The organism is Ruegeria sp. CG1 (assembly GCF_056537265.1).
Map to the genome: position 1 here is coordinate 154575 of NZ_JBQFRF010000005.1, position 21846 is coordinate 176420.

The window sequence follows — 21846 nt, forward strand, 5'->3', positions numbered from 1 at the left end:
GGCAAGCCATCGGCTTGACTCAGCGCCCGAATGCGCATTCTCATCCCCTCAAATCAGAGAGGTGAGCCGTCATGAAAAATCGTTTTGATCAGGAGTTGGAAACCCGGCTGGTGCGCTATGCTGCAATCGACAGTCAGAGCGATGAGACCTCGCCCACGACCCCTAGCACCGATGTTCAGTTCGACATGCTGAACCTGTTGCGGCAAGAGCTGACCGAGATCGGTGCGCAAGACGTTCAGATGACCGGAGACAGCGTGGTCGTAGCCACCATCCCCGGTACGGCGGAGGGGCCAACGATTGGATTTCTGGCGCATGTGGACACCGCGCCTCAGTTCAACGCAACCGGGGTCAAGCCTCGAGTGATCAAGGGGTACAATGGCGGTGAGATTACCTTCCCCGATGATCCCGATCTGGTGCTGTCGCCCGAAGAGCATCCCTATCTGGCCGAAAAGATCGGGCATGATCTGATCACCGCGTCGGGAACAACCCTGCTCGGGGCCGATGACAAAGCGGGCGTGTCGATCCTAATGACGATGGCGCGGCACTTGCTGGAGAACAAAGACTTGCCCCACGGCCCGATTCGCATTGCCTTTACGCCCGATGAAGAGATCGGGCGCGGTGTTACCGAACAGCTGCCCAAAGATCTGGGAGCGGATTTTGCCTATACGCTGGACGGACAGGAACTCGGCGAGATCGAATACGAAAGCTTCTCGGCGGACCGGGCGGTGATCAAGATCACCGGCGTGTCGATCCATCCCGGATTGGCAAAGGACAAAATGGTAAACGCGGCGCATCTGGCGGCGAAGATCGTGCAGACCTTGCCTCAGGCGACGATGACGCCCGAAGTGACAGACGGGCGCGAAGGGTTCATTCATGTGACCGACATGAATGGCGGCTCATCCGAGATGGAGATCAAGCTGATCCTGCGCGATTTCGAGATGGAGGCGTTGGAAGCCCAGCGCGATATTGTCCGTCAGGTCTGCGCCGCCGTGCAGGCGACCGAACCACGTGCAACCATCACTTGCGATATCAGTCATCAGTACCGCAACATGCGTTATTGGCTGGAAAAGGACATGACCCCGGTCGATCTGGCACGCGACGCTTGTCGGGAACAGGGGATCGAGCCCGTATCCGTCCCGATCCGGGGTGGCACCGACGGCTCGCGCCTGACCGAGTTCGGCACGCCAACGCCGAATATCTTTACGGGCATGCAGTGCATTCACGGCCCGCTAGAGTGGATCTCGGTCCAGGATATGGCGGTTGCGACCGAAACCTGCTTGTCACTCGTAGGCAAAGCAGCGCGGAGCTAAGGCCACAGTGCGGGCCGAAATTCGCCAATGCGCGATCTTGGCTTTCGCCCGCCTGTCAAAATGTTAATTTGCCCCGACACGGCAATCAGGACCAGTTGATGCAGCGCTACGAATACAAAGTTGTCCCCGCTCCGCAAAAGGGCACCAAGGCGAAGGGCGTGAAAACGCCCGAGGGCCGGTTTGCCACCTCGATCGAGCAACTGCTGAACCAGATGGGACAGGATGGCTGGGAGTATCAGCGCGCCGAATTGCTGCCCAGCGAAGAACGTTCGGGGCTGACCGGGTCAACCACCAACTGGCGCAACGTGTTGGTTTTCCGCCGGGCTCTGGCGTTGGAAAAACCTGAACAGCCCGAACTCGTCGAAGAGGACACCGCCCCAACCGCGCGCGCAGTCCCGGGACCCGAAGAGGTTTTGGCCAAAACTCCTGCCGCCCCTGCCCCAATCTCGGAAGAGCCCGAAGACCCGCCCTTGTCTTTGAAACCTTCGGACGAAGTGGCAGATGACGAAGTGCGCCCCGAGCAAGCACGCCCAGCCGAGCCGTGATTGGATAACAATCAATCGAAGGATACCGCGCGAACGGGCAAGGCCCTTATACCCTGCCCCATGACGGTTATGCTTTGTCAGTTCCGACCCGCGAACCCCATCGGCGAGAAACGACGCAGTAAGGGGATTGCTGCTGAGCCAGTTGACCTTGAATTTGGCACATCTAGGAAGCTAGGCGCGCAACCGCCAGACAGGGCAACTAAATGACCTGCGGAACCAATAATTGCGGAGCCAAAAACGAGCGTGGGGTAAGAGGGTTTATTGCAAGGTTATCAATTGCATGCTGATTGCCCTGCATACATCCCAGCGCCTGCACCTGCTGCAGTCGCGAGTGTCTTGCCTGTACCGCCACCGAACCGATTTCCAACCACTCCCCCAAGGGCAGCGCCACCAAGGATTCCCGCAGCGCAGCGAGCGTCTTGCTGTACCTGCGCCTGAGTTGGCGTCGTCGGAGCCCCGCAAGCAGCCAAGAGCAGTGAGGTCGCAAGCGCACAGGTTAACAGTGCTTTGTTCATCTCGATTGCCTCTCAAATACCAAATAGTTATCTGAGTAAGTGGCTCTGGCGCGTCTAGCGTACAAGATATCAGCGTCTGTTTGATTCGAGATTAATCAAAACTTAATAAAGAAGACTAACGGTCGAGCGCTTAATGCGATATTTGCTGGTTTCCGATGGTTGCGGGTGCCGGGTTCCTGGTAAACCGCGACAATGGACGGCCGTGTTTTAATTGTAGAAAACGGGCGATGAGCGCGGAGCATCACAGTAAGATTTGACGCACAATAAAGCGCGACTTCTGAGTCTTTTGTTCCCCTATGTTTCCCCCAAGTCCACATAGGTCGCGAGCCAGATCGAGCAAATATACATAGATATCTGAAGAGATGGTGCCCCCACACGGACTCGAACCGCGGACCTACTGATTACAAATCAGTTGCTCTACCAGCTGAGCTATAGGGGCACTGGGTGTCGATTAATATCTCGGAACAGGGACTGCAAGCCCGAAATTTCGGGTCATCTTAACTTTGTGCTGGTTTGCCTTAGGATAACAGTAATAACAGGCCTCATCCGAATTTGACTGCACCGGGGACAGGTTGTAACCCAAGCGGCGATCCCGACCGAGGTGAGGACAATTCCGATATGCAGATGGTCATCCAAGCCGGAGCGCACTTTACCGACCATGATCACCTGCTCAATCTACTGCAGGTGAATGCGGATCTGGTTGCGGGAAATCATACTGCCTTCTGGGGGCTTCGTCCGTTCAGAAAGATCTTTCGACCTGCGCTGAAACCCTCTGCCGACCGGCCATCACATCAGGATACACTGGCGCGATTTCATAAACTGTTCCCCAACGGGCAGCAGGTTGACCGGGCGATCTTGTCGAGCGCGCTTTACCTGGGGGAACGACCTTCCATCATCATGGATGGGCAATTTTACGCGAATGCCGGTCAAAGGTTGGCCTATCTGGATAATCTGTTCAGCGATTCGACGGTTGAGCTATTCGTGGGGCTACGTAATCCCGGCAGCTTTATTCCCAAGGTGCTGATGCTGCTGTCGGCGCCTGAGCGCGAGCATATCATTGCCACCACCGATCTGAGTTGCCTGAGTTGGCTCGCCATGATCGAAGACATTCGCGACCTAGCGCCAGATGTCAAAATCACTTTGTGGAGCAATGAGGATTCGCCGCTGATCTGCGGCGACATCGCGCGCGCACTTGTAGGGCTACCCGAGGACACGCCGCTGGAACAGGAATACGCGCTGCTGTCCTCACTTGTCTCAGACATGGGTAAACAGGAGATTCAGAGCTTGTTAGAGCATCAAGCGGCCCCCAATGATCCCGTGCTCAGGGGCAGGCTGGCGCAGGTGTTTCAGCAGCATGCACTGACGGATGAAATCGAAGAAGAGGTGGAGCTGCCTGGCTGGAACGAAGATATCGTTACCGCCTTTACCGAGCTTTATGAGCAGGATCTGGCACGGCTGCAGACCATGCCAGATATCCGTTTCTTGAATCCGTGAGCGGCCGACGCTACATGCCCAGCGCTTCCTTGTACATTTCCAGTACCGCCTCTTCCTCGGCGATGTCGTCCTTGTCGCGCTTGCGAAGAGCGACGACTTTGCGCATGACCTTGGTGTCGTAGCCGCGGGCCTTGGCCTCGGCCATGACCTCTTTCTGCTGGTCAGCGATGTCTTTCTTTTCGGCCTCAAGACGCTCGAACCGTTCGACGAACTGGCGCAGCTCGCCTGCGGTCACTCGGTAGTTGGCTGCGGCCTGATCTTCGGTGATGTCTTCCATCTGCGTCTCTCCCAAGGGCTGAAAATAAGGTGCCGGATACATCGGCACCGACCCGACCGCAAGCGTGCATTCTGCACGGTGGGCTTGTCTGACCTGCGCCGATCCGATAAGCGCGGTCACGGATCCAAAGGGTGAGCGTAAACAACCATGTTCGACATTATCGTCTGGGGCGGGGCCGCCCTGTCTGTGGCCGGGCTGGTCGGTCTGGTCTGGTGCATCCTGCAAGTGATGAAAGCGCGCAAAGCCAACCTGACGGATGACGAGTTGCGCGCTGCAGTTCAGGGTGTTCTGCCTTGGAATCTGGCGTCGCTTTTCCTGTCGGTACTTGGGCTGATGATGGTTATCCTGGGCATTTCGCTGGGATAACCAGATCGATCAGATCGGCATATTGTCGAACCGCGCCTCAAGCACGTCTTCGCATAGCGCAGCATCCAGCCGACGCAAGCGCGATGGGATATGAACCCCCTGCGCGCGCATTTTATCCAGAACCATGCTGACATGTGGCTGAAGCTCGAGCCGGGTCTCAAGACACGCACCATTCAGCTTTTGTTCAAGCCGTTCCGCTTCGGTAAAAAGATCCTGAGCAGTCATTTCCTTCCTCCCATATGGTGCCAATGTGCCTGATATAGGTAACGAGTTTAAGACGAGCACGAGACCGAAACAAAACATCGCGAATTCTTGCCTAGTCAGGCAAAAAACCGTCAATATGTCCGTGGTCGCCTAAAGCATACGCTCAAATTGCGGAGATTGCTTTGACAGACATCAACTCGTGATTAGGGGCTTTAAACATATTCCACTATTGTTATATGTATACAAGCTGAACGGAGGAACCCATGACGCCCAGTGTGAAAGCTTTTTTCGACCCGCAGACCTTCACCGTCTCATACGTTGTGCAGGAACCTCAGGGGCAGGCCTGCGCCATCATCGACAGTGTACTGGATTTCGATCACGCCTCGGGGCGGACCGACACCAGCTCGGCCGACCAGATTGTCGACTATGTGACGGCACAGGGACTGAAGGTGGAATGGATTCTGGAAAGCCATGTCCATGCCGACCACCTGTCAGCAGCCCCTTATCTACAGGAAAAGCTGGGTGGTCAGATCGGGATTGGCGAGAATATCGTGGTCGTTCAGGACACGTTCGGCAAGGTCTTCAACGAAGGCACCGAGTTTCAGCGTGATGGCAGCCAGTTCGATGCACTGTTTGCCGAAGGGTCCAGCTTTCACATCGGCCAGATGCGCGGGGACGTTTTGCACACGCCAGGCCATACGCCAGCCTGCATGACCTATGTGATCGGCGATGCGGCCTTTGTGGGCGATACGCTGTTCATGCCGGATTTCGGAACTGCCCGATGCGATTTTCCCGGCGGGTCATCGGAGGACCTGTATGCCTCGATCCAGAAAATCCTGTCTCTGCCTGACGAGACGCGGATTTTTGTAGGCCATGATTACAAAGCGCCTGGTCGCGATGAATACGCATGGGAGACCACGGTTGGCGAACAGAAGGCGCTGAACGTTCATATCGGTCAGGGCCGCAGCGTCGAAGAATTTGTCGAGATGCGCGATGCGCGGGATGCGACCCTGGCGATGCCGCGCCTTATTTTGCCCTCGCTGCAGGTCAATATGCGGGCCGGTCAGATGCCACCAGCGGATGAGCAGGGCGACGTATTCATGAAAATCCCAGTCAATAAGCTATGATACGAGGGCAGACGAGACAATGAATATCGAATGGATTTCGGGTCTGGCTGGTGGTCTGCTGATTGGGCTGGGTGCCAGCGTTTATCTGCTGTGTAATGGGCGGATCATGGGGGCGAGCGGCATATTGGGCGGGCTGCTGGAACGTAGCGACCGGAGCGTAATGACTGAACGCCTGGCTTTCGTCGCGGGCTTGATCGGGATGCCCTTATTGCTGCGCCCATTGATTGCGCCGCAGGCCGAGACCCATTTGACCCCGGATCTGGCGATCGTGATCCTTGCTGGGTTGCTGGTGGGGGCTGGAACACGGATCGCCAATGGCTGCACGTCGGGTCACGGCGTTTGTGGGATTTCTCGCTTCTCGTTGCGCGGGATCGTCGCAACGGTGTTCTACATTCTTGCAGGTGGCCTGACGGTTGCGCTGTTTCGCCATGCTTTGGGGGTGATCTAATGCGCGCAGTGTTTGCTTTTCTCGCCGGATCGCTGTTCGGCATCGGGCTTTTGATCTCAGGCATGACCGACACCACCAAGGTGCAGGGGTGGCTGGATGTGTTCGGCAATTGGGACCCGACGCTCGCCTTTGTCATGGGCGGGGCGATCCTGCCGATGCTGGTGGCGTGGCGATTGACACGGAACAGGGTCCCTTTTGTGGGCGGACAGTTCCCCGCCCCGCCCCGTGTTGAACTGGATCGCCGTCTGATCGTCGGGTCGGTCCTGTTCGGCGTCGGTTGGGGATTGGCGGGTTTGTGCCCGGGCCCGGCGATGGCCTCGCTTGGATATGGAGGCGTTGGCGGGATTGTGTTCCTGATTGCGATGATCGCGGGCATGTTTGCGGCACCAAAGCTGGGTGCGCAACTGGACAGGATCGCCGACGCAGCCTAAGCAATTGCCATGGAGATTCGACCGATAACCCCCCGCTACGCCGTCTCACCTCAGATCTCGGTGGAGGACGTGCCAGCCATTGCCGAGGCCGGTTTCGTCAAGGTGATCTGCAACCGTCCCAATACCGAAGTTCCGCCGGATCAGCAGTCAGACGCCATCGGTCAAGCCGTTCGCGAGGCCGGGATGGAATATGAGGTTCTGGAGTTGACACACCAGACGATGACACCGGAAAACGTGGCGCTGCAACGCGATCTGGCCGAAAGCTGCAGCGGGCCGGTTCTGGCCTATTGCGCCTCTGGCACACGATGTTCGGTGGTCTGGGCGCTGGGACAGTGCGATCGGCTAAGCACGGATGAAATCCTCGATGCGACCGGAAAAGCGGGCTATGCGCTCGACGGGTTACGCCCGGCATTGGAACAGCTGCGAGGGCGCGGGTAAGCCCCTTAATCGCGGCCATTGCCTTCGGGCGCTGGCAGACCGGCGAGGTGCGAGATTTCCGTGACACGCTGTTCGGAACTGGCAGGCAACAAGTCGTCGGGTTCCAGGAGGGAATCCTCGGTCGTCAGATCATGCGCTACAATATCGTCATCAAGCGGGGACGACATCTCGTCATCTGGGGCCGAGGGCGTCAAGCTTGAATTGCTGGCCAGAAATCCGGCGCAGTCTTTGGCGGGCAACGCAGAAGGAGGGCCTTGTTCGTTGATCCGTACCGCACGCATTCCGCCGCACTGACCCAGACGTCCGATGGCGGTTCGGGCACGATCGATTGACAGAACTTCAACCCGATCCACCCGCGCGCCCTGCAGCGGCAGGACATCCCCGACGGACAATTCCGAAAGCGCTGTCAGCGGCAAAGACAGGCGGCAGATCACGGTGTTCAGCTCAGCCCGAATTACCCCGGATGCCTGATCAAGATTCACCTTCGATTGGGTGATATCCGCAACCTGTTCCTGATCCGAGAGCGGGCGTTCGGGCAGCAGGATACTGACCTCACCCTGACGCGGACCACCGGCAAGTTCGACCGTCAGATCAAACATGCGATAGACCTCATCCACCAGCGCCAGGTTCAGTGCGCGCCGACCTTCGGCGCGTGAGGTGAACTCATACCCGGACAGGCTGGCCATGTCTGCCGGGGACTCAACCAGTTTCAGCGCCCTGCTCAGCATATCCTCGATCAGAGGGGCGACCATGGCAGCGTCGGTGTCGGTAAACGCACGCTCGGGTGGTGGGTCAGAGGTGACCATGGCAATCGTTTGCTGCTGGACGATGGCAGAGACGCAACCCGGGTCCAGACAGGCCGCAGCCAGGCCGCCCTGATCCGAGGTAAACAGCAGCATCAACCACCCCTCATTCAGCCGGTCGGCTATATCTTCCTGCGCACGTACGGCCTGCTTTGCCCCGATGACCGACAGCGCCAGCCCCATGCTTTCGCCGGAGGCGCGTGCCAACCCCAGCCGCAAGGCGCGCAGGACCGAGCGGGGCGTGTCGGCACCGCATTGCCCCGCTGAAAGCTTTCGTGCCAGTGCTGATGTGGTCATGGCCCCGTTCCGCCGTTTGTCGATGCGATGACAATTTGTCTAACCCGGCGGAGGTTACGAATGTCTTTATGACGCCCTCATTGCGCGGCCTGACGAAAAGCCAGCGGAAGGCTGACGCGGAAGGCCGCCCCTCCCTGCCCCGGCAGATAGGCAACTTCGCCGCCCAAGCGCTGCATAATCTCTCGGCAGATCGCCAGCCCCAACCCTGCCCCGCCTGCCTTGTCCGAGCCGACGCGGGCAAATTTTTCGAATACCATCGATTGCGCCTCGGCCGGGATACCACCACCGTTGTCGATGAAATCGATTACCACTTGCCCGCCGACATCATGGGCCGAGATGGTCAGCACCGGTTCAATGGCGTCGCAATATTTCTGCGCGTTGGAAATCAGGTTGATGAACACCTGCCCCAGCCGGTCGAGATCCGTGTGCAGCGGGATACGTTCACTTGCGCGCACCCGCCGTACACCAATCTTTCGATCACTGCCCGCCAGCGCGCTTGAAACGGCGCGGTCCAGAACTTCGCTTAGGGTGGCTTCGCCCATGTTCAGGCTAACCTGGCCGCTTTCCAGCACGCTAAGGTCGAGCAGATCATCCAGTAGCCGGGTCAGACGCAGCGATTCATCATGTATGATCGCAGCATAACGGATTTGTTCCTCGGCGCTGAGGCCATCGGTGTCGCGCATAATTTCAGAAAACGCCCGAATCGAGGTCATGGGCGTGCGCAATTCGTGGCTGACCTGGCTAAGAAACGCGTCTTTCTGTTTCGAGACTTGCGTAAGCTTGGCATTCGCCTCGCGCAATTGCCGCGCTGTGCGGCTGAGCTCAGTCGATTTCGCCTCAAGCTGGCTGGAATATTCCAACATCTGCGCAGATTCGTCGGCAACGGCCAACAGGTCTTCGACAGACACAGACGCCCCGCCAACGATCTGACCGATCATCGCATGGGCGGTTGCGGCCCCGACCGAGCCGCTGAGTTCGCGTTCCAGCCGTTCCAGAAACTGCGGCGTAGGCTCGGGCAGTCGTCCGGGGCGACCATTCTGGCGCTCGGCTTCGGCTTGAAAGAACTCTTGCGCGGGAATAGTGCCCAGAATCCGCTGGGTCATGATCATCAGGTCTTCGCTTTGCGCCACCGAACCGGTCCAGCCACGGGCTGAAACCGAATGGTCAAATACATTTACGAATTGCGCACCCTGAAGGCGTTCCAGCGGGCTGGGGAAGCTGAGCATCGAGGCGACACAGAAGGCGATTGTATTCAGCGACAGCGACCACATGACCGTATGCACCATCGGGTCGATCCCTTCGATCCCGAACAACGCCTGCGGGCGCAGCCAGCCCCAGCCGAAGGGTCCGTTTTCAATCACCGATGCCGGGACAATGCCGCCACCCATACCAGGCAGCAGCAGTGTGTAAATCCAGAGAAAGAACCCGACGCTGAGCCCGACCAACGCCCCAGTTCGGGTCGCGCCGCGCCAGAACAGGCCGCCCACCAGTGCGGGCAGAATCTGGGAAATCCCGGCAAAGGCCACCAGCCCGATCGAGGTCAGGGCAGCCCCGCCCCCCGAAAGCTGGAAGTAGAAATAGCCCAACGCCATGATCGCCGCGATCGAGACGCGCCGCGCCATCAGCACGACTGTTCGCACATCACCAGAGACCGACGCGGTGCCTTCCTGCGTATTTAGCCAGATCGGCATGACCACATGGTTCGAAACCATGGTTGACAGCGCCATCGCTGTAACGATCACCATTGATGTGGCCGAGGAAAACCCGCCGATGAACGACAGCATCGCCAACCAGTCATTGCCCTGCGACAGCGGCACGGTCAGCACAAACAGGTCGGGGTTCGAGCCTTCGGGCATCAGGTCCAACCCAACGACGGCGATGGGCACGACAAACAAGCTCATCAGCAGCAGGTAGAGCGGAAAGGCCCAGGCGGCGGTGCGCAGGTGGCTCTCATCGTCATTCTCGACCACCATGACCTGAAACATCCGCGGCAAGCAGACAAAGGCCGCCGCCGAAAGGAAAATGAAAGTGGTCCAGCGCCCGGCATCCACATGCCATTGGCCAATTTCCGAGGCATCGATCTGATCCATCATCGGCCCCAAGCCGCCAGCGACGCCCCAGACAACAAAGATGCCAACGGCCAGAAGGGCGAAGAGTTTCACCACAGATTCCAACGCAATAGCGGTAACAACGCCGTGGTGGCGCTCATTGGCATCCAGATTGCGCGTCCCGAAGAGGATCGCAAAGACGGCCAAGCCCGCCGCGACCCAGAACACGCTAGAGCCTTCGCGATAGAGACCTGAGGGATCGGCCTCGGCAAAGATCGAAAAGGACAGCGTGATCGACTGCAATTGCAGCGCGATATAAGGCGTGCCGCCCAACACCGCCAGAATGGTCACGCAGACCGCCAGTGTGTTGGACTTGCCGTATCGTGACGAGATCAGGTCAGCGATCGACGTCACGCGCTGGCTGCGTCCGATGCGCACGAGTTTGCGCAGGCCCCACCACCAACTGATCATCACCAGTGTAGGACCCAGATAGATGGTTACGAATTCAAGCCCAGAACGCGCGGCGTTGCCAACCGCGCCATAAAACGTCCATGCAGTGCAATAGATCGACAGTGACAGGGTGTAGATCAGCGGGGAACGCAACCATTTCCCGCCGCCACGCGCAGCCAGCCGGTCCGCTGCGAAGGCGACACCGAACAGAAGAACCACATAGCCCAGACAGACCAGAATCAGGACATTCAGGGTTGCCATGTCTCGGCCTCGGGCTCGGCAGTCTCGCGCGCGGTCATGCGTTTGGCGACGAAGCCGAAGATCACGCTGATCAGGATCAGAACACCCCAGCACGCAAAGATGTAGAACATGGCCGTCGATAGCGACAGAGCCTCGGCGCCTGCGCTATCATCCGGCCATAGAAGCGGCAGCGCGAGCATTGCGGCACCTAGAAACGGCAGCAGCCGCGCTGCATCCGCCAGCCTGCGCCGACGATAGCTTTGCCGTTCCAGAAACAGGGACGGACGAACTGGCGAGGGCCGATCTTTGCCGTCGCCCGCGGAGCTCATAACTGAGACGCCTGCGCATGCAGGTCGCGCACCGCTGTCAGGACTTCGGTGTTCGAAAACGGCTTGGTCATGAATCGGCTGACCCCTGCCTGTTCGGCCATTTCACGATCCCGGGATTGCCCGCGCGCGGTCAGCATCAAAACCGGCAACGCCTTCATATCATCATGTTCGCGCAGATCACGCAGCACATCCATCCCGCTTTTTCCCGGCAACATCACATCCAGAATCACCAGATTGGGCCGCGCGGACAGAATCACCTGCACCGCATCCGTTCCCTCGGCATGGGTTTCAACCTGCCACCCCTCGCGTGTCAGCAGAAACCGGATCGCCTCGGTGATGTTGGGCTCATCCTCGATCAACAGAACCTTGCGGCTCATATTTGCATATCCTCCCCATGACGGATTGCACGTCCGGCCACCCGTCCAGCCCAGATTAAGCGCTGTGTCACGAAACTGTCAAAACCCTTCGCTCAGGATCGATGGCTCGCGCCGCGCGCTGCATTCGCGTTTCGGGCATATCCGACAACTGGCTCCGGCTTGCGCCGCGTTTTCCGCAGGCTGCACCGTGTCTTCGACCGGCAGCACCAGCATGACCGATCGGTAGACCGGCTCGGCTCCGAATTCCTTAGCTGGCTGAGGGGTTGCGATTGCAAAACACTCAAACTCAGCAGCAGTTCGACCAAGCTGAACGACCCGTTTCCGGATCGGGACCAAGGGCCGATTCAAGGCGGTGAACAAGGGCCAGAGCGGACAGGCCTCGCCATGGCGCGGCAGGGCAAACCCCGGCGCGGGTTTAAAAAACAGAACGCTGCCGGAGGCGTCGCAAATCACCAAGCCAGCCGGACGCGCCAGCGTGCCTTCAGGCAGAAAGGCCAACCGTCGCAGCACCGAAGCAAGGTCCACTGAAAACACCGTCGCCAACGCCAGAGGATCGGGGTTTGCTGCATCCAGCGCGGCACACACCTGATCCAGCGGCATAGCGCGCGCGTCGGCGGCATAAAGGTCCAGCAACCCCGAAGCCACAGTGTTGGCCGCAGCGGAATCGAGCCCATCCAGCGGCACTTCGGTCAATTGCCCACCGGCTTCGAGTTCCGGGAAATGATATCCTTGCTCGGCAAAAAACGCCTCGACCGCGTCCAGTGGGATACCGCGCAGATCGCGCTGCCCGTCACTGTCATCCAGATAGGTCACCAGCGCTTTGGAGCTTTCGGCCAGTCGTTCGGCATCCTGATGCAAGTTGCGATGGAAACGGTCGCGCCATTCCGGTTCGATCTCTCCCGGTTCAGCCAAGATTGCAGCTGTTGAGCGGATGGCGGCGGCGGTCGACAGCACCTCGTGCATTGAGGCCGCCAGATGCGGGTCATGGGTCAGTCGGTCGGAAAGAACTTCGACAGTGCGCTCCAGCGACACTACGCGGCGATGCATCTGCGCCAGAACACCCGACCAACCGGGAAAGCGGCCGGCGAATTCTTCCAGCCCGTCCACCTCGGCCTTTTGGCCGACTGCATCCGCCGCGGCCTCGCGCAGAGCGGCGATGAGCGTCTCTTCGATCCCTTGAGTCAGCAGCGACGGCTCGACGGACAAAGCCGCCGCGATATCGACAAGCAGTTTGCCCCCAATGCGGCGGCGGTTGTGCTCGATCAGGTTCAGATACGATGCCGAAATCCCCACCTGCCGCGCCAGTTCCGCCTGTCGCAGCCCAGAGATTTGCCGTCTTTCGCGTATCCGGCTGCCGGTCAGCGTGTCGCGCATGGCGTTTATGTCCTTGGCTACTGCGGCTGCATTTTCAGATTAACTAAGTAATTATTATCTGTTGCCGACTAATTTTCAAAGAAGATTTACAACTTTGACAACGGCCAGAGAAAGAAACCCACCCTTTCCTGCCGCCCACCCTTCTCTTTCGACGCAATACCCGTCACCATAAGAACATGAGCGATCCCGCCTTTGAATACGCCCCCATCGGCCTTGTTGAGCTTGAGAACCGGATCATCCGACGGTGCAATCTGCAATTTGCGCGGACCTTTGGCGGGGATGAGGTTGACTATCGCAACATGCCCCTGCTGCATCTTTATCCTTCGGTCGCCGATTGGGAACGGATCGGCGCGCGTAGTCTGCAGGTGATGCGCGATACAGGCTATTACACAGACGAACGGGTGATGCGGCGACGCGACGGTGACCTGTTCTGGTGCCGCGCGCGGGGGCGTTCGCTGACGCCAGACGATCCGTTCCGGCACGGGATATGGAGCTTTTCGGACATCTCGGAAGAGCGCCCCTTGGTGCAATTGACAACCCGCGAACGCGAAGTGGCCATCCTGTCATGCCGGGGTTTATCCGCGAAGGAAATTGGCGTTGAACTTGGGCTAAGTTACCGCACGATCGAGGCCTATCGCGCCCGACTTTTGGAAAAATACGGAGCCCGCAAGCTACCAGAACTGGTCGCAAAATTGTCTGGAACGCCGCTGTAATCGCGACAGCCCTCGTAATTCGCGCAAAAACCCCCATTTGGCAGGCTTAGACGGCGCTTTTCATGGCCGTCTGCATGGCTTATAACCCTGCGTAATCAAACCAAGCCCGCAGCAAACAGACGGGCATAGGGGAACCTTCGAGGACACTCATGACAGATACCAAACACGAAGCGGATGTCGCGTTTATCAAGGCACTGGCCGAACTGCTGCGCGAGAATGACCTGACCGAATTGCAGGTCAAGCGCGAATATGGCGAGGAAGACAGCCTGAATGTCCGTGTCAGCCGCATGTCGCAGACCGTGGCCGCTCCGGTTCAGGTTGCGGTTCCTGCGGCTGCACCGGTTGCCGCACCTGCTGCCGCGCCGGCCGCTGCCGAAGCACCCGCTGCCGTGGATGATCCCGCCAGCCATCCAGGCGCTGTGACCTCGCCCATGGTGGGTACGGTTTACATGCAACCGGAACCGGGCGCGCCTGCGTTTATCTCGGTCGGTGCATCGGTCTCGGAAGGTGACACGCTATTGATTGTCGAAGCCATGAAGACAATGAACCACATCCACGCACCCAAGTCGGGCACCATCAAACGCATTCTGGTCGGCGATGGTGATGCTGTGGAATTCGGCACGCCTCTGGTCATCGTTGAGTAAGGCGGGCCCATGTTCGACAAAATCCTGATTGCCAACCGAGGCGAGATCGCCCTGCGTGTGATCCGTGCTGCGCGCGAGATGGGGATCAAGACGGTTGCCGTGCACTCCACCGCCGACAGCGATGCGATGCATGTGCGCATGGCGGACGAATCGGTCTGCATCGGCCCCCCGCCCAGCCCGCAAAGCTATCTGTCCGTGCCCGCGATCATCTCGGCCTGTGAAATCACCGGCGCGCAGGCGATCCATCCCGGCTATGGCTTCCTGTCCGAGAATGCCGAGTTCGTGCAGATCGTCGAAGATCACGGCATTACCTTCATCGGACCCACCGCCGAGCATATTCGTGTCATGGGTGACAAGATCACCGCCAAGGACACGATGAAGGAACTGGGTGTACCTTGCGTTCCCGGTTCGGACGGCGGCGTTCCCACGCTGGCCGACGCCAAGCGTATCGGCGAGGAATTCGGCTATCCCGTGATCATCAAGGCCACCGCCGGCGGCGGCGGTCGCGGCATGAAGGTGGCACAAAACGCCGATGAGATGGAAAGCGCCTTCATGACCGCACGCGCCGAGGGCAAGGCCGCCTTTGGCAATGATGAGGTCTATATCGAGAAATATCTGACCACCCCCCGCCATATCGAGATTCAGGTCTTCGGCGATGGCAAGGGAAAGGCAGTGCATTTGGGCGAACGCGACTGTTCGCTGCAGCGTCGCCACCAGAAGGTGTTCGAAGAAGCCCCCGGCCCCAGTATCACGCCGGAAGAACGTGCGAAGATCGGTAAGATCTGCGCCGACGCGGTCGCCAAGATCAACTATATCGGCGCGGGCACCATCGAGTTCCTTTATGAAAATGGCGAGTTCTACTTCATTGAAATGAACACGCGTCTACAAGTGGAACACCCCGTGACCGAAGGCATCTTCGGCGTCGATCTGGTGCGCGAACAAATCCGCGTCGCCGCTGGTGAGGACATGTCGTTCGGTCAGGACGATCTCGAGATCAATGGCCACGCCATCGAGGTTCGCATCAACGCGGAAAAACTGCCGAACTTCTCGCCCTGCCCGGGCAAGATTACGGCCTATCACGCGCCAGGTGGTCTGGGCGTGCGGATGGATTCCGCGCTCTATGACGGCTATTCGATCCCGCCGTATTACGACTCGTTGATCGCCAAACTGATCGTTCAGGGCCGTGACCGGGCTGAAGCTTTGGCCCGTCTGGAACGTGCTTTGGGCGAGTTGATCGTCGACGGTATCGACACCACCGTGCCGCTGTTCCACGCCCTGCTGCAGGAACCTGACCTGCACAGCGGCGAGTACAACATCCACTGGCTGGAGCACTGGCTTGCGGAGAACATGGCCTAATCTGACCAAAGGGCCGAAGGATAACCCCCCTTCGGCCCCGAGGCACCCGGCATGAGCCTTTCCCCTGAACTTCTGCTCCATGGCTATTCCATCGGCATTTTTCCGATGGCCGAGCATCGCGACGACCCCGAGTTGTTCTGGGTCGACCCGAAGTTTCGCGGCGTGTTCCCTCTGGATGGGTTCCACATCTCCCGCAGCCTAGCGCGGCGTATCCGGACCTGTGGGTTTTCGGTAAGCATCAATCGCGATTTTGCGGGCGTCGTGGATGGCTGCGCCGACCGATCGGATACCTGGATCAATCCCGAACTGCGCCGTCTGTATCAGGAACTAAACCGGACCGGCCGCGCGCATTCCCTCGAAGTCTGGGACGGCGCTTCACTGATTGGCGGCGTTTACGGCGTAGTCCTCGGCGCGGCCTTTTTTGGCGAAAGCATGTTCTCGCGTCGCACGGACGCATCGAAGATTGCACTTGCCTATCTGGTGGATCGACTGCGCCAAACCGGGTTCACGCTGTTCGATACGCAGTTTCTGACGGCGCATCTGGCCTCGTTAGGCGCGATCGAGATCCCGCGTGCGGTTTATCATAGCGAATTGAAACAAGCGCTTGACCTGAAAGCAGATTTCACCGCTGATCTGCAGCAGACCCCTCAGGGTGTGATACAACGGATCACCCAGACATCGTAGCGGGCGTGATCCAACGCGTTCAGCGCGGGTGAGGTCGCAATCATCCAGCCATCAAACAGCTGCTGCGCCTTGCCCTGTTCCCAGATAGTCAAATAGGCAAAGGCGTCACCTGTCGGGTTTTCGGCTGGATAGCGACAATCACCCAGCGCGACATCCAGACCAAAGACCGACGTGGTCTCGCCGTTCTGCATTTCGATGTCCACCGTCTGCCCGCTGACCTTGTCCAACCCGCGCAACATGGCGCCGGGGCCGGATTCGACCTTTTGCTGCGCAGCAGCTCCGGTTGCGGTGACTATCAGAGCCACCAGTGCAGCGCGGATCATTCGCTTCCGTCCCCGGCCACGAATTTGACCAGCAACGAGATCAGGCTGACCGCGCCTTGCGTATCGGTAATCTCATCACCCGCCTCAAAATAGAACGGGGAACCGCCCGGCATAACCTCAACAAAGTTGCCACCCAGCAAGCCTTCGGAAGAAATCACAGCGGCGCTATCGTCTGGAATAAGAACACCATCTGCCACGGAAAATCGGGTGTCCGCGCGGTACGTATCAGAGTTTAGCGTAACGCCAGTCACCGTCCCGATCTTGACCCCGGCAAGGCGTACATCCGTGCCGACGCCCACACCTTCGAGCGAGCGGAAAGACGCGCCCAGCTCGTATCCTGCGCCGGATTGAGACAGGCCTGTGGATTGGCTGGCGTAAACACCGAACGCAATGGCGCAGGCCAGCACGGCACCGCCGACGATAACTTCGGTCTTCGTATGATTAGACATCTGGCCTCGCTTATTCCGGGCTCCACGCCTCGTAATCGCTACGTTCAACCGGATCGGCACGACGCAGAGAACCGGCAGGTGCATAGGCCAGCACGGTGCCGGTCAGATTCTCCTGATGCGGTTTTTCCCAGGACTTGTGCGCCAGAGGTTTATCGGTTGGCGGTTCATCCCATGTGCGGTGCAGCCAGCCATGCCAATCGGGATCGATCCGGCTGGCCTCGGCTTCGCCATTGAAAATCACCCAGCGCTTGCTGTCGTCAGCATTGCGATAGAACACGTTGCCCTCGTCGTCCTCACCGACCTTGATCCCCTTGCGCGCAGTGTAGAACTGCGTGTTCAGGGTGGCCCCGTTCCACCAGGTCACGGCCCGCAAAAGACTGTTTAGGATTCCCATCGGCTGCCTCCGGCATTTCTGTCCCCGAAGATATGGACCAAAGGCACGCTAAGGTCCAGTACTGCCAGCGCTACCTGCGTCATTCCGGCAGGATAGCGGTGACTTCAATTTCAATCCGGTATTTCGGATCGATCAATCCGCATTCGATCATCGTCGCTGCAGGAGGGTTCGCACCAAAGGTTTCGGCCAGAATGGGCCAGCAAGGTTCAAATTCGGTTCGATCCGGCAGCATATAAGTGATGCGCACGACATCAGAGAATGAAGCACCCGCCTCGGCCAGCGCGTTTTCGATGATAGACAGCGCCGAGCGGCATTGCTCCACGACCGTTTCACCTTGCCCAACAGTTCCCGCAACATGAACCCAACCACCCGCGACAACCGCGCGGCAATAGCCAACCTTGGCTTCAAACTCACCACCCGAAGAGATACGTCTTACTGTCATCGTGTCCTCAAACGAAAACGGCGCGGACATTGCCGCGCCGTGTGTGCATTGATCTATGCGGTTCAACCCGCCGAAGCCGATTCCGCCGCGTCTGCGTAGATGATCAATGGCTGAGAGTCCGACGTCACAGCCTCTTCGTTGACCACAACTTCGGTCACGTTCTTCATGCCTGGCAGTTCGAACATTGTATCCAGCAGGATGTCTTCCAGAATAGAACGCAGACCACGTGCACCGGTTTTACGCTCGATCGCTTTCTTGGCGATCGCCTTCAGCGCATCATCGGTAAAGGCCAGTTCCGCATCTTCCAACTCAAACAACCGCTGGTATTGCTTGACCAGAGCGTTCTTCGGGCTGGTCAGGATGGTGACCAAAGCGTCTTCGTCCAGATCTTCCAGCGTCGCCAGAACCGGCAGACGGCCGACGAATTCGGGGATCAGGCCAAATTTCAGCAGGTCTTCGGGTTCCAGATCCTTGAAGATCTCGCCCACGCCGCGCTCGTCATTGTCACGCACGTCGGCACCAAAGCCCATGGCCGAGCCTTTGCCACGCTGTGCAATGATCTTGTCTAGTCCGGCGAATGCACCGCCACAGATGAACAGGATGTTCGTGGTATCCACCTGCAGGAATTCCTGCTGCGGATGTTTGCGCCCACCCTGCGGCGGAACGCTGGCCACGGTGCCTTCCATCAGTTTCAGCAGGGCCTGCTGAACGCCCTCGCCCGATACATCGCGGGTGATCGAAGGGTTTTCAGACTTGCGGGTGATCTTATCGACCTCGTCAATATAGACGATGCCGCGCTGTGCGCGTTCGACATTGTATTCGCTGGCCTGCAACAGTTTGAGGATGATGTTTTCAACATCTTCACCCACATAACCGGCTTCGGTAAGCGTGGTCGCGTCCGCCATCGTAAACGGCACGTCAAGAATCCGCGCCAGCGTTTGCGCCAGCAGGGTTTTGCCGCAGCCGGTGGGGCCAATCAGCAAGATGTTGGATTTTGCCAGTTCTATATCGCTGCCCGCTTTCTGGGCATGATTGAGACGCTTGTAGTGGTTATGTACCGCAACCGACAGCACCCGCTTGGCGGTGGCCTGACCGATCACATAGTCATCCAGCACTTCGCAGATATCCTTGGGTGTTGGCACACCGTCCGAGGATTTCAGACCGCTGGCCTTGGTTTCCTCGCGAATGATATCCATGCACAGCTCGACACACTCATCGCAGATGAACACGGTCGGGCCTGCGATCAGCTTACGCACCTCATGCTGGCTTTTGCCGCAAAAGCTGCAATAGAGCGTGTTCTTGCCGTCACCGCCTGAATTCGTCGCCATGCTTTACCCCTCGGGCTCCGTCTCAGCGGCCCCTCTCAAGGGCCGCGCTTGCCGTATATGCCTGCAGCTTAGGCCAGCGTTCTGGCAGCTACAATCTCAAAATCATCCCTCACGCCGGACGCGCGCGGATTTGAACCTAGGCCTCGTCACCATCCATCTTGGCGCGGTTCTCGACGATCTCGTCGATATGGCCCCAATCCTTGGCCTCTTCCGGGCTCATGAAATTGTCACGATCCAGCGCCTTTTCAACCGCCTTTTTGGTCTGCCCGGTATGGCGCACATAGATGTCATACAGGCGATCTTTCAGCTTTTGCGTCTCGGCCGCGTGGATCATGATGTCGCTCGCCTGGCCCTGATAACCGCCGCTGGGCTGGTGCACCATGATCCGGCTGTTAGGCAGCGAAAAGCGCATCCCCTTCTCGCCCCCGGCCAGCAGAACCGAACCCATCGACGCCGCCTGACCGATCACCAATGTGGAACATTTCGGCTTGATATACTGCATTGTGTCGTAAATCGACAAACCACTGGTGACCACGCCACCGGGAGAGTTGATGTAGATCGAGATTTCCTTGTTCGGATTTTCCGCCTCAAGGTGCAGCAGCTGAGCGACCACCAAATGGCTCATACCGTCATGGATGGGGCCGTTGATGAAAATGATCCGCTCTTTCAGAAGGCGCGAGAAGATGTCGTATGCGCGCTCGCCCCGGCTGGTCTGCTCGACGACCATGGGGACGAGTGTGTTCATATATGTATCAACTGGATCGAACATTCGGAACCTGCCTGTTTTGCGATGGATCGGGACATTACCCGAAGAGTAGTTACCCGAGTCTTAGTGCCGCCACAGGGGGGCTGCAAGGGGGGCCGAACGTTCCCACGAATTCCGTCTACCTGCACGACCCGAATGCACACGCCGCTACAGGTCGGTTGACGGATTGCGCGGAAACGTGCTGGTTACATCACGCTATTTTGATCCATGCATATGGAAATACATGCCTGGAAATTGTACCAAGAGTTCTCGCTGCGGATGCGGCGCCGGTCAGGCGCCGGGATTCGGCGGCACTAACGAGGGAATACGATCATGGCTTTTCCGCAAATGACCGAGGATATGTCACCCGGCGACCTTGACCGGATGGTTGAAAACGCGACGCGCGCATCGAACTTTCTGAAAGCCATAAGCCACGAAGGGCGTTTGATGATCCTGTGTCACCTCGTCTCGGGCGAGAAATCCGTTACTGAACTGGAACAATTGCTATCGGCCCGCCAAGCCGCCGTTTCTCAGCAACTGTCGCGGCTCAGACTTGAGGGGCTGGTTGTTCCTCGTCGCGAAGGCAAGGCGATATATTACCGGCTGGCAGATGATCGACCAGCCCGAATACTGGAAGTGGTGTACGAACTGTTTTGCGCTCAGGATGCGACCTGAGCCTAGTATTTAGCCCTTCGAAATCGGCCATGCAAAACCTGTAGCTATGGCCCGGGAAAGCTGCTAGTCAATTCGAAACAAGCACTTATGGAGCAACCGATGATCCGCGCAATTCTGATTGGCCTGGCCCTGTTCACCTTGACCGCATGCGAAACCGCAAAGGGCGCTGGCAAAGATATCGAAAACGCCGGAGATGCCATCCAGAACGCGGCCGAGGACGTGCAGGAAAACATCTGATCGTGACGGGATGTTGCGTTCAGGCAACGCTTACCCGCAATATGTAGTTGCCACACCGACTCAACCCGAGTAGTGTGCCGGTACAGGTGCATAGACGCGGCATTGCATTTCTGACACTTTGACGGGGTTCTTTTGCGCAAGCGAAAGAACCCCGTTCTGGTCCGGAGGGTGGTGCGTGATAGCCTGTATGAACCTTGGGTTCTCAAAAAGGAAAAGGCGTCAGGTGCTCAGACGCGGTCTTTGCATGCATCCTTGCGGACACTCCTGACGCCTTGCCGGTCCGTTCCGCCCGAGGGGCTTCTCGGTCCAGTTGCCTCGGCCCCCGAAGGGACTTTGGCCACTGCCACACGCGCTATGTCGCGTCGCAGTCCGCACGGACCTTCTGAGAGGCTGAGCATCTAACCCGAACCGAAGCCCAGACCACCTGCTCCACCACCGGTAAGCCATTGCAACTAAAAACAAATCCTAAAATCCGCCTTAGCTGCCGTGGCCCCCTTGGCCCTTGCGTCCCGCCCCTGTTCCGAAGATCAGAAGCAGTAACCAGACTGTTACATCAGCGTCATGATCCGGCAAGAAAATAGCACTGCAGCATAAAAATTAGACGGGGATAAGCTGTTGATATCCGCCGGGAGAGCCATGTGGATAACCCGAGAATTCGCGTCATCGCGCAGGCTTGGGGATGGAAAAAGTCAAATATGGATCTCGGGCCAGAATTCGCTTGGTTTCTGCACCTGCGAAGGTCCCGCGCGCTGAATTAGGGGGGTATTGTCCGAGTTGTACAAC

The 21846-nt window shown here is 58.4% G+C and carries 28 protein-coding genes and 1 tRNA gene; 14 read left to right on the plus strand and 15 right to left on the minus strand.

Annotated features, from left to right (window positions below; translation table 11 throughout):
* Positions 1-71: 71 nt before the first annotated feature.
* Positions 72-1310: a peptidase T gene (gene pepT / locus ACR0AU_RS15575; protein ID WP_480795924.1), complete on the plus strand. Its 1239-nt coding sequence runs from the start codon at positions 72-74 to the stop codon at positions 1308-1310.
* A 98-nt stretch (positions 1311-1408) separates the two neighbouring features.
* Positions 1409-1855 carry a DUF4177 domain-containing protein gene (locus tag ACR0AU_RS15580; RefSeq protein WP_170397148.1) on the plus strand — a complete coding sequence of 149 codons (447 nt, stop codon included), beginning with the start codon at positions 1409-1411 and terminating at the stop codon, positions 1853-1855.
* Positions 1856-2127: 272 nt separating this feature from the next.
* Here ACR0AU_RS15580 and ACR0AU_RS15585 read toward each other — a convergent pair whose 3' ends face one another.
* Both ACR0AU_RS15585 and ACR0AU_RS15590 read right to left on the minus strand, forming a co-directional pair.
* Positions 2128-2370, minus strand: coding sequence for a glycine zipper 2TM domain-containing protein (locus ACR0AU_RS15585; protein WP_170404143.1), 243 nt, complete (start codon positions 2368-2370; stop codon positions 2128-2130).
* Positions 2371-2733: 363 nt separating this feature from the next.
* Positions 2734-2809, minus strand: a tRNA-Thr gene (locus tag ACR0AU_RS15590).
* 179 nt (positions 2810-2988) lie between these two features.
* On the opposite strand from ACR0AU_RS15590, the gene ACR0AU_RS15595 reads away from it, so the two are divergent.
* Complete coding sequence (locus tag ACR0AU_RS15595; protein WP_170733218.1) at positions 2989-3864, plus strand: hypothetical protein; 876 nt, start codon at positions 2989-2991, stop codon at positions 3862-3864.
* Between the two features lie 10 nt (positions 3865-3874).
* On the opposite strand, the gene ACR0AU_RS15600 is transcribed toward ACR0AU_RS15595, so the two are convergent.
* Positions 3875-4141 (minus strand): DUF2312 domain-containing protein, encoded by a 267-nt coding sequence (locus tag ACR0AU_RS15600; protein ID WP_170397751.1) that lies wholly within the window; start codon positions 4139-4141, stop codon positions 3875-3877.
* 147 nt (positions 4142-4288) lie between these two features.
* Between ACR0AU_RS15600 and ACR0AU_RS15605 the strand changes: the two genes are divergently transcribed.
* Entirely contained in the window at positions 4289-4507 is a 219-nt protein-coding gene (locus tag ACR0AU_RS15605; RefSeq protein WP_170397154.1) for a hypothetical protein, read from the plus strand.
* A gap of 9 nt (positions 4508-4516) precedes the next feature.
* Here the strand turns inward: ACR0AU_RS15605 and ACR0AU_RS15610 are convergent, their stop codons facing one another.
* Positions 4517-4732, minus strand: a complete 216-nt coding sequence (locus ACR0AU_RS15610; RefSeq protein ID WP_170397156.1) for a hypothetical protein — start codon at positions 4730-4732, stop codon at positions 4517-4519.
* 242 nt (positions 4733-4974) lie between these two features.
* Between ACR0AU_RS15610 and ACR0AU_RS15615 the strand changes: the two genes are divergently transcribed.
* The 4 genes from ACR0AU_RS15615 to ACR0AU_RS15630 are packed head-to-tail and all read left to right on the plus strand — an operon-like array spanning position 4975 to position 7155.
* Positions 4975-5838, plus strand: a complete 864-nt coding sequence (locus ACR0AU_RS15615) for an MBL fold metallo-hydrolase (protein ID WP_480795925.1) — start codon at positions 4975-4977, stop codon at positions 5836-5838.
* Between the two features lie 19 nt (positions 5839-5857).
* The gene (locus ACR0AU_RS15620; protein ID WP_170397160.1) at positions 5858-6286 is read left to right on the plus strand and encodes a YeeE/YedE family protein; all 429 of its coding nucleotides are present in this window, start codon (positions 5858-5860) and stop codon (positions 6284-6286) included.
* Positions 6286-6717, plus strand: coding sequence for a DUF6691 family protein (locus tag ACR0AU_RS15625; protein WP_170733220.1), 432 nt, complete (start codon positions 6286-6288; stop codon positions 6715-6717). The genes ACR0AU_RS15620 and ACR0AU_RS15625 overlap by 1 nt, the downstream gene beginning before the upstream one ends.
* Before the next feature lie 9 nt (positions 6718-6726).
* A complete protein-coding gene (locus ACR0AU_RS15630; protein WP_170397163.1) occupies positions 6727-7155 on the plus strand; it encodes a protein tyrosine phosphatase family protein in 429 nt (142 codons plus the stop codon).
* Between the two features lie 5 nt (positions 7156-7160).
* Here ACR0AU_RS15630 and ACR0AU_RS15635 read toward each other — a convergent pair whose 3' ends face one another.
* The 5 genes from ACR0AU_RS15635 to ACR0AU_RS15655 form a co-directional block, all read right to left on the minus strand.
* Positions 7161-8255 carry a FliM/FliN family flagellar motor C-terminal domain-containing protein gene (locus ACR0AU_RS15635; protein ID WP_480795926.1) on the minus strand — a complete coding sequence of 365 codons (1095 nt, stop codon included), beginning with the start codon at positions 8253-8255 and terminating at the stop codon, positions 7161-7163.
* A 77-nt stretch (positions 8256-8332) separates the two neighbouring features.
* The gene (locus tag ACR0AU_RS15640) at positions 8333-11014 is read right to left on the minus strand and encodes an ATP-binding protein (RefSeq protein WP_170397168.1); all 2682 of its coding nucleotides are present in this window, start codon (positions 11012-11014) and stop codon (positions 8333-8335) included.
* Entirely contained in the window at positions 11002-11322 is a 321-nt protein-coding gene (locus ACR0AU_RS15645) for a hypothetical protein (RefSeq protein WP_170397170.1), read from the minus strand. The genes ACR0AU_RS15640 and ACR0AU_RS15645 overlap by 13 nt, the downstream gene beginning before the upstream one ends.
* On the minus strand, positions 11319-11699 hold the full coding sequence (locus ACR0AU_RS15650) for a response regulator transcription factor (RefSeq protein WP_170397172.1): 381 nt from the start codon (positions 11697-11699) through the stop codon (positions 11319-11321). The genes ACR0AU_RS15645 and ACR0AU_RS15650 overlap by 4 nt, the downstream gene beginning before the upstream one ends.
* 78 nt (positions 11700-11777) lie before the next feature.
* Positions 11778-13073, minus strand: a complete 1296-nt coding sequence (locus ACR0AU_RS15655; protein WP_170733222.1) for a helix-turn-helix transcriptional regulator — start codon at positions 13071-13073, stop codon at positions 11778-11780.
* 176 nt (positions 13074-13249) lie between these two features.
* Between ACR0AU_RS15655 and ACR0AU_RS15660 the strand changes: the two genes are divergently transcribed.
* From ACR0AU_RS15660 to aat, 4 genes are all read left to right on the plus strand, one after another.
* Positions 13250-13786, plus strand: a complete 537-nt coding sequence (locus ACR0AU_RS15660) for a helix-turn-helix domain-containing protein (RefSeq protein WP_170397176.1) — start codon at positions 13250-13252, stop codon at positions 13784-13786.
* A gap of 149 nt (positions 13787-13935) precedes the next feature.
* Entirely contained in the window at positions 13936-14430 is a 495-nt protein-coding gene (gene accB / locus ACR0AU_RS15665; protein ID WP_170397178.1) for an acetyl-CoA carboxylase biotin carboxyl carrier protein, read from the plus strand.
* A gap of 9 nt (positions 14431-14439) precedes the next feature.
* Entirely contained in the window at positions 14440-15786 is a 1347-nt protein-coding gene (gene accC / locus ACR0AU_RS15670) for an acetyl-CoA carboxylase biotin carboxylase subunit (RefSeq protein ID WP_170397180.1), read from the plus strand.
* A 51-nt stretch (positions 15787-15837) separates the two neighbouring features.
* The gene (aat, locus tag ACR0AU_RS15675) at positions 15838-16470 is read left to right on the plus strand and encodes a leucyl/phenylalanyl-tRNA--protein transferase (protein WP_170733223.1); all 633 of its coding nucleotides are present in this window, start codon (positions 15838-15840) and stop codon (positions 16468-16470) included.
* On the opposite strand, the gene ACR0AU_RS15680 is transcribed toward aat, so the two are convergent.
* The 6 genes from ACR0AU_RS15680 to ACR0AU_RS15705 all read right to left on the minus strand — a co-directional run bounded on the left by ACR0AU_RS15680 (position 16434) and on the right by ACR0AU_RS15705 (position 20175).
* Positions 16434-16793 (minus strand): DUF2155 domain-containing protein, encoded by a 360-nt coding sequence (locus ACR0AU_RS15680; protein WP_170397184.1) that lies wholly within the window; start codon positions 16791-16793, stop codon positions 16434-16436. The genes aat and ACR0AU_RS15680 overlap by 37 nt on opposite strands.
* A complete protein-coding gene (mlaD, locus tag ACR0AU_RS15685; RefSeq protein ID WP_170597024.1) occupies positions 16790-17242 on the minus strand; it encodes an outer membrane lipid asymmetry maintenance protein MlaD in 453 nt (150 codons plus the stop codon). Before mlaD ends, ACR0AU_RS15680 begins: the two co-directional genes overlap by 4 nt.
* Before the next feature lie 10 nt (positions 17243-17252).
* A complete protein-coding gene (locus tag ACR0AU_RS15690) occupies positions 17253-17636 on the minus strand; it encodes an NADH:ubiquinone oxidoreductase subunit NDUFA12 (RefSeq protein ID WP_170597023.1) in 384 nt (127 codons plus the stop codon).
* Between the two features lie 79 nt (positions 17637-17715).
* Complete coding sequence (locus ACR0AU_RS15695; RefSeq protein ID WP_170397754.1) at positions 17716-18078, minus strand: RidA family protein; 363 nt, start codon at positions 18076-18078, stop codon at positions 17716-17718.
* Positions 18079-18140: 62 nt separating this feature from the next.
* Positions 18141-19406, minus strand: coding sequence for an ATP-dependent Clp protease ATP-binding subunit ClpX (gene clpX / locus ACR0AU_RS15700; protein WP_170397188.1), 1266 nt, complete (start codon positions 19404-19406; stop codon positions 18141-18143).
* A 136-nt stretch (positions 19407-19542) separates the two neighbouring features.
* On the minus strand, positions 19543-20175 hold the full coding sequence (locus tag ACR0AU_RS15705) for an ATP-dependent Clp protease proteolytic subunit (protein WP_039970058.1): 633 nt from the start codon (positions 20173-20175) through the stop codon (positions 19543-19545).
* Between the two features lie 309 nt (positions 20176-20484).
* Here ACR0AU_RS15705 and ACR0AU_RS15710 point away from each other — a divergent pair, with 309 nt between their 5' ends.
* Both ACR0AU_RS15710 and ACR0AU_RS15715 read left to right on the plus strand, forming a co-directional pair.
* The gene (locus tag ACR0AU_RS15710; RefSeq protein ID WP_170397190.1) at positions 20485-20826 is read left to right on the plus strand and encodes an ArsR/SmtB family transcription factor; all 342 of its coding nucleotides are present in this window, start codon (positions 20485-20487) and stop codon (positions 20824-20826) included.
* Between the two features lie 99 nt (positions 20827-20925).
* A complete protein-coding gene (locus ACR0AU_RS15715) occupies positions 20926-21063 on the plus strand; it encodes an entericidin A/B family lipoprotein (RefSeq protein WP_010443271.1) in 138 nt (45 codons plus the stop codon).
* Positions 21064-21846: the final 783 nt, after the last annotated feature.

Excerpts from the sequence above, each read along its gene's own strand:
- pepT (WP_480795924.1), top strand. The coding sequence starts at position 72 with ATGAAAAATCGTTTTGATCAGGAGTTGGAAACCCGGCTGGTGCGCTAT.
- ACR0AU_RS15580 (WP_170397148.1), top strand. The coding sequence starts at position 1,409 with ATGCAGCGCTACGAATACAAAGTTGTCCCCGCTCCGCAAAAGGGCACC.
- ACR0AU_RS15585 (WP_170404143.1), bottom strand. The coding sequence starts at position 2,370 with ATGAACAAAGCACTGTTAACCTGTGCGCTTGCGACCTCACTGCTCTTG.
- ACR0AU_RS15595 (WP_170733218.1), top strand. The coding sequence starts at position 2,989 with ATGCAGATGGTCATCCAAGCCGGAGCGCACTTTACCGACCATGATCAC.
- ACR0AU_RS15600 (WP_170397751.1), bottom strand. The coding sequence starts at position 4,141 with ATGGAAGACATCACCGAAGATCAGGCCGCAGCCAACTACCGAGTGACC.
- ACR0AU_RS15605 (WP_170397154.1), top strand. The coding sequence starts at position 4,289 with ATGTTCGACATTATCGTCTGGGGCGGGGCCGCCCTGTCTGTGGCCGGG.
- ACR0AU_RS15610 (WP_170397156.1), bottom strand. The coding sequence starts at position 4,732 with ATGACTGCTCAGGATCTTTTTACCGAAGCGGAACGGCTTGAACAAAAG.
- ACR0AU_RS15615 (WP_480795925.1), top strand. The coding sequence starts at position 4,975 with ATGACGCCCAGTGTGAAAGCTTTTTTCGACCCGCAGACCTTCACCGTC.
- ACR0AU_RS15620 (WP_170397160.1), top strand. The coding sequence starts at position 5,858 with ATGAATATCGAATGGATTTCGGGTCTGGCTGGTGGTCTGCTGATTGGG.
- ACR0AU_RS15625 (WP_170733220.1), top strand. The coding sequence starts at position 6,286 with ATGCGCGCAGTGTTTGCTTTTCTCGCCGGATCGCTGTTCGGCATCGGG.
- ACR0AU_RS15630 (WP_170397163.1), top strand. The coding sequence starts at position 6,727 with ATGGAGATTCGACCGATAACCCCCCGCTACGCCGTCTCACCTCAGATC.
- ACR0AU_RS15635 (WP_480795926.1), bottom strand. The coding sequence starts at position 8,255 with ATGACCACATCAGCACTGGCACGAAAGCTTTCAGCGGGGCAATGCGGT.
- ACR0AU_RS15640 (WP_170397168.1), bottom strand. The coding sequence starts at position 11,014 with ATGGCAACCCTGAATGTCCTGATTCTGGTCTGTCTGGGCTATGTGGTT.
- ACR0AU_RS15645 (WP_170397170.1), bottom strand. The coding sequence starts at position 11,322 with ATGAGCTCCGCGGGCGACGGCAAAGATCGGCCCTCGCCAGTTCGTCCG.
- ACR0AU_RS15650 (WP_170397172.1), bottom strand. The coding sequence starts at position 11,699 with ATGAGCCGCAAGGTTCTGTTGATCGAGGATGAGCCCAACATCACCGAG.
- ACR0AU_RS15655 (WP_170733222.1), bottom strand. The coding sequence starts at position 13,073 with ATGCGCGACACGCTGACCGGCAGCCGGATACGCGAAAGACGGCAAATC.
- ACR0AU_RS15660 (WP_170397176.1), top strand. The coding sequence starts at position 13,250 with ATGAGCGATCCCGCCTTTGAATACGCCCCCATCGGCCTTGTTGAGCTT.
- accB (WP_170397178.1), top strand. The coding sequence starts at position 13,936 with ATGACAGATACCAAACACGAAGCGGATGTCGCGTTTATCAAGGCACTG.
- accC (WP_170397180.1), top strand. The coding sequence starts at position 14,440 with ATGTTCGACAAAATCCTGATTGCCAACCGAGGCGAGATCGCCCTGCGT.
- aat (WP_170733223.1), top strand. The coding sequence starts at position 15,838 with ATGAGCCTTTCCCCTGAACTTCTGCTCCATGGCTATTCCATCGGCATT.
- ACR0AU_RS15680 (WP_170397184.1), bottom strand. The coding sequence starts at position 16,793 with ATGATCCGCGCTGCACTGGTGGCTCTGATAGTCACCGCAACCGGAGCT.
- mlaD (WP_170597024.1), bottom strand. The coding sequence starts at position 17,242 with ATGTCTAATCATACGAAGACCGAAGTTATCGTCGGCGGTGCCGTGCTG.
- ACR0AU_RS15690 (WP_170597023.1), bottom strand. The coding sequence starts at position 17,636 with ATGGGAATCCTAAACAGTCTTTTGCGGGCCGTGACCTGGTGGAACGGG.
- ACR0AU_RS15695 (WP_170397754.1), bottom strand. The coding sequence starts at position 18,078 with ATGACAGTAAGACGTATCTCTTCGGGTGGTGAGTTTGAAGCCAAGGTT.
- clpX (WP_170397188.1), bottom strand. The coding sequence starts at position 19,406 with ATGGCGACGAATTCAGGCGGTGACGGCAAGAACACGCTCTATTGCAGC.
- ACR0AU_RS15705 (WP_039970058.1), bottom strand. The coding sequence starts at position 20,175 with ATGTTCGATCCAGTTGATACATATATGAACACACTCGTCCCCATGGTC.
- ACR0AU_RS15710 (WP_170397190.1), top strand. The coding sequence starts at position 20,485 with ATGGCTTTTCCGCAAATGACCGAGGATATGTCACCCGGCGACCTTGAC.
- ACR0AU_RS15715 (WP_010443271.1), top strand. The coding sequence starts at position 20,926 with ATGATCCGCGCAATTCTGATTGGCCTGGCCCTGTTCACCTTGACCGCA.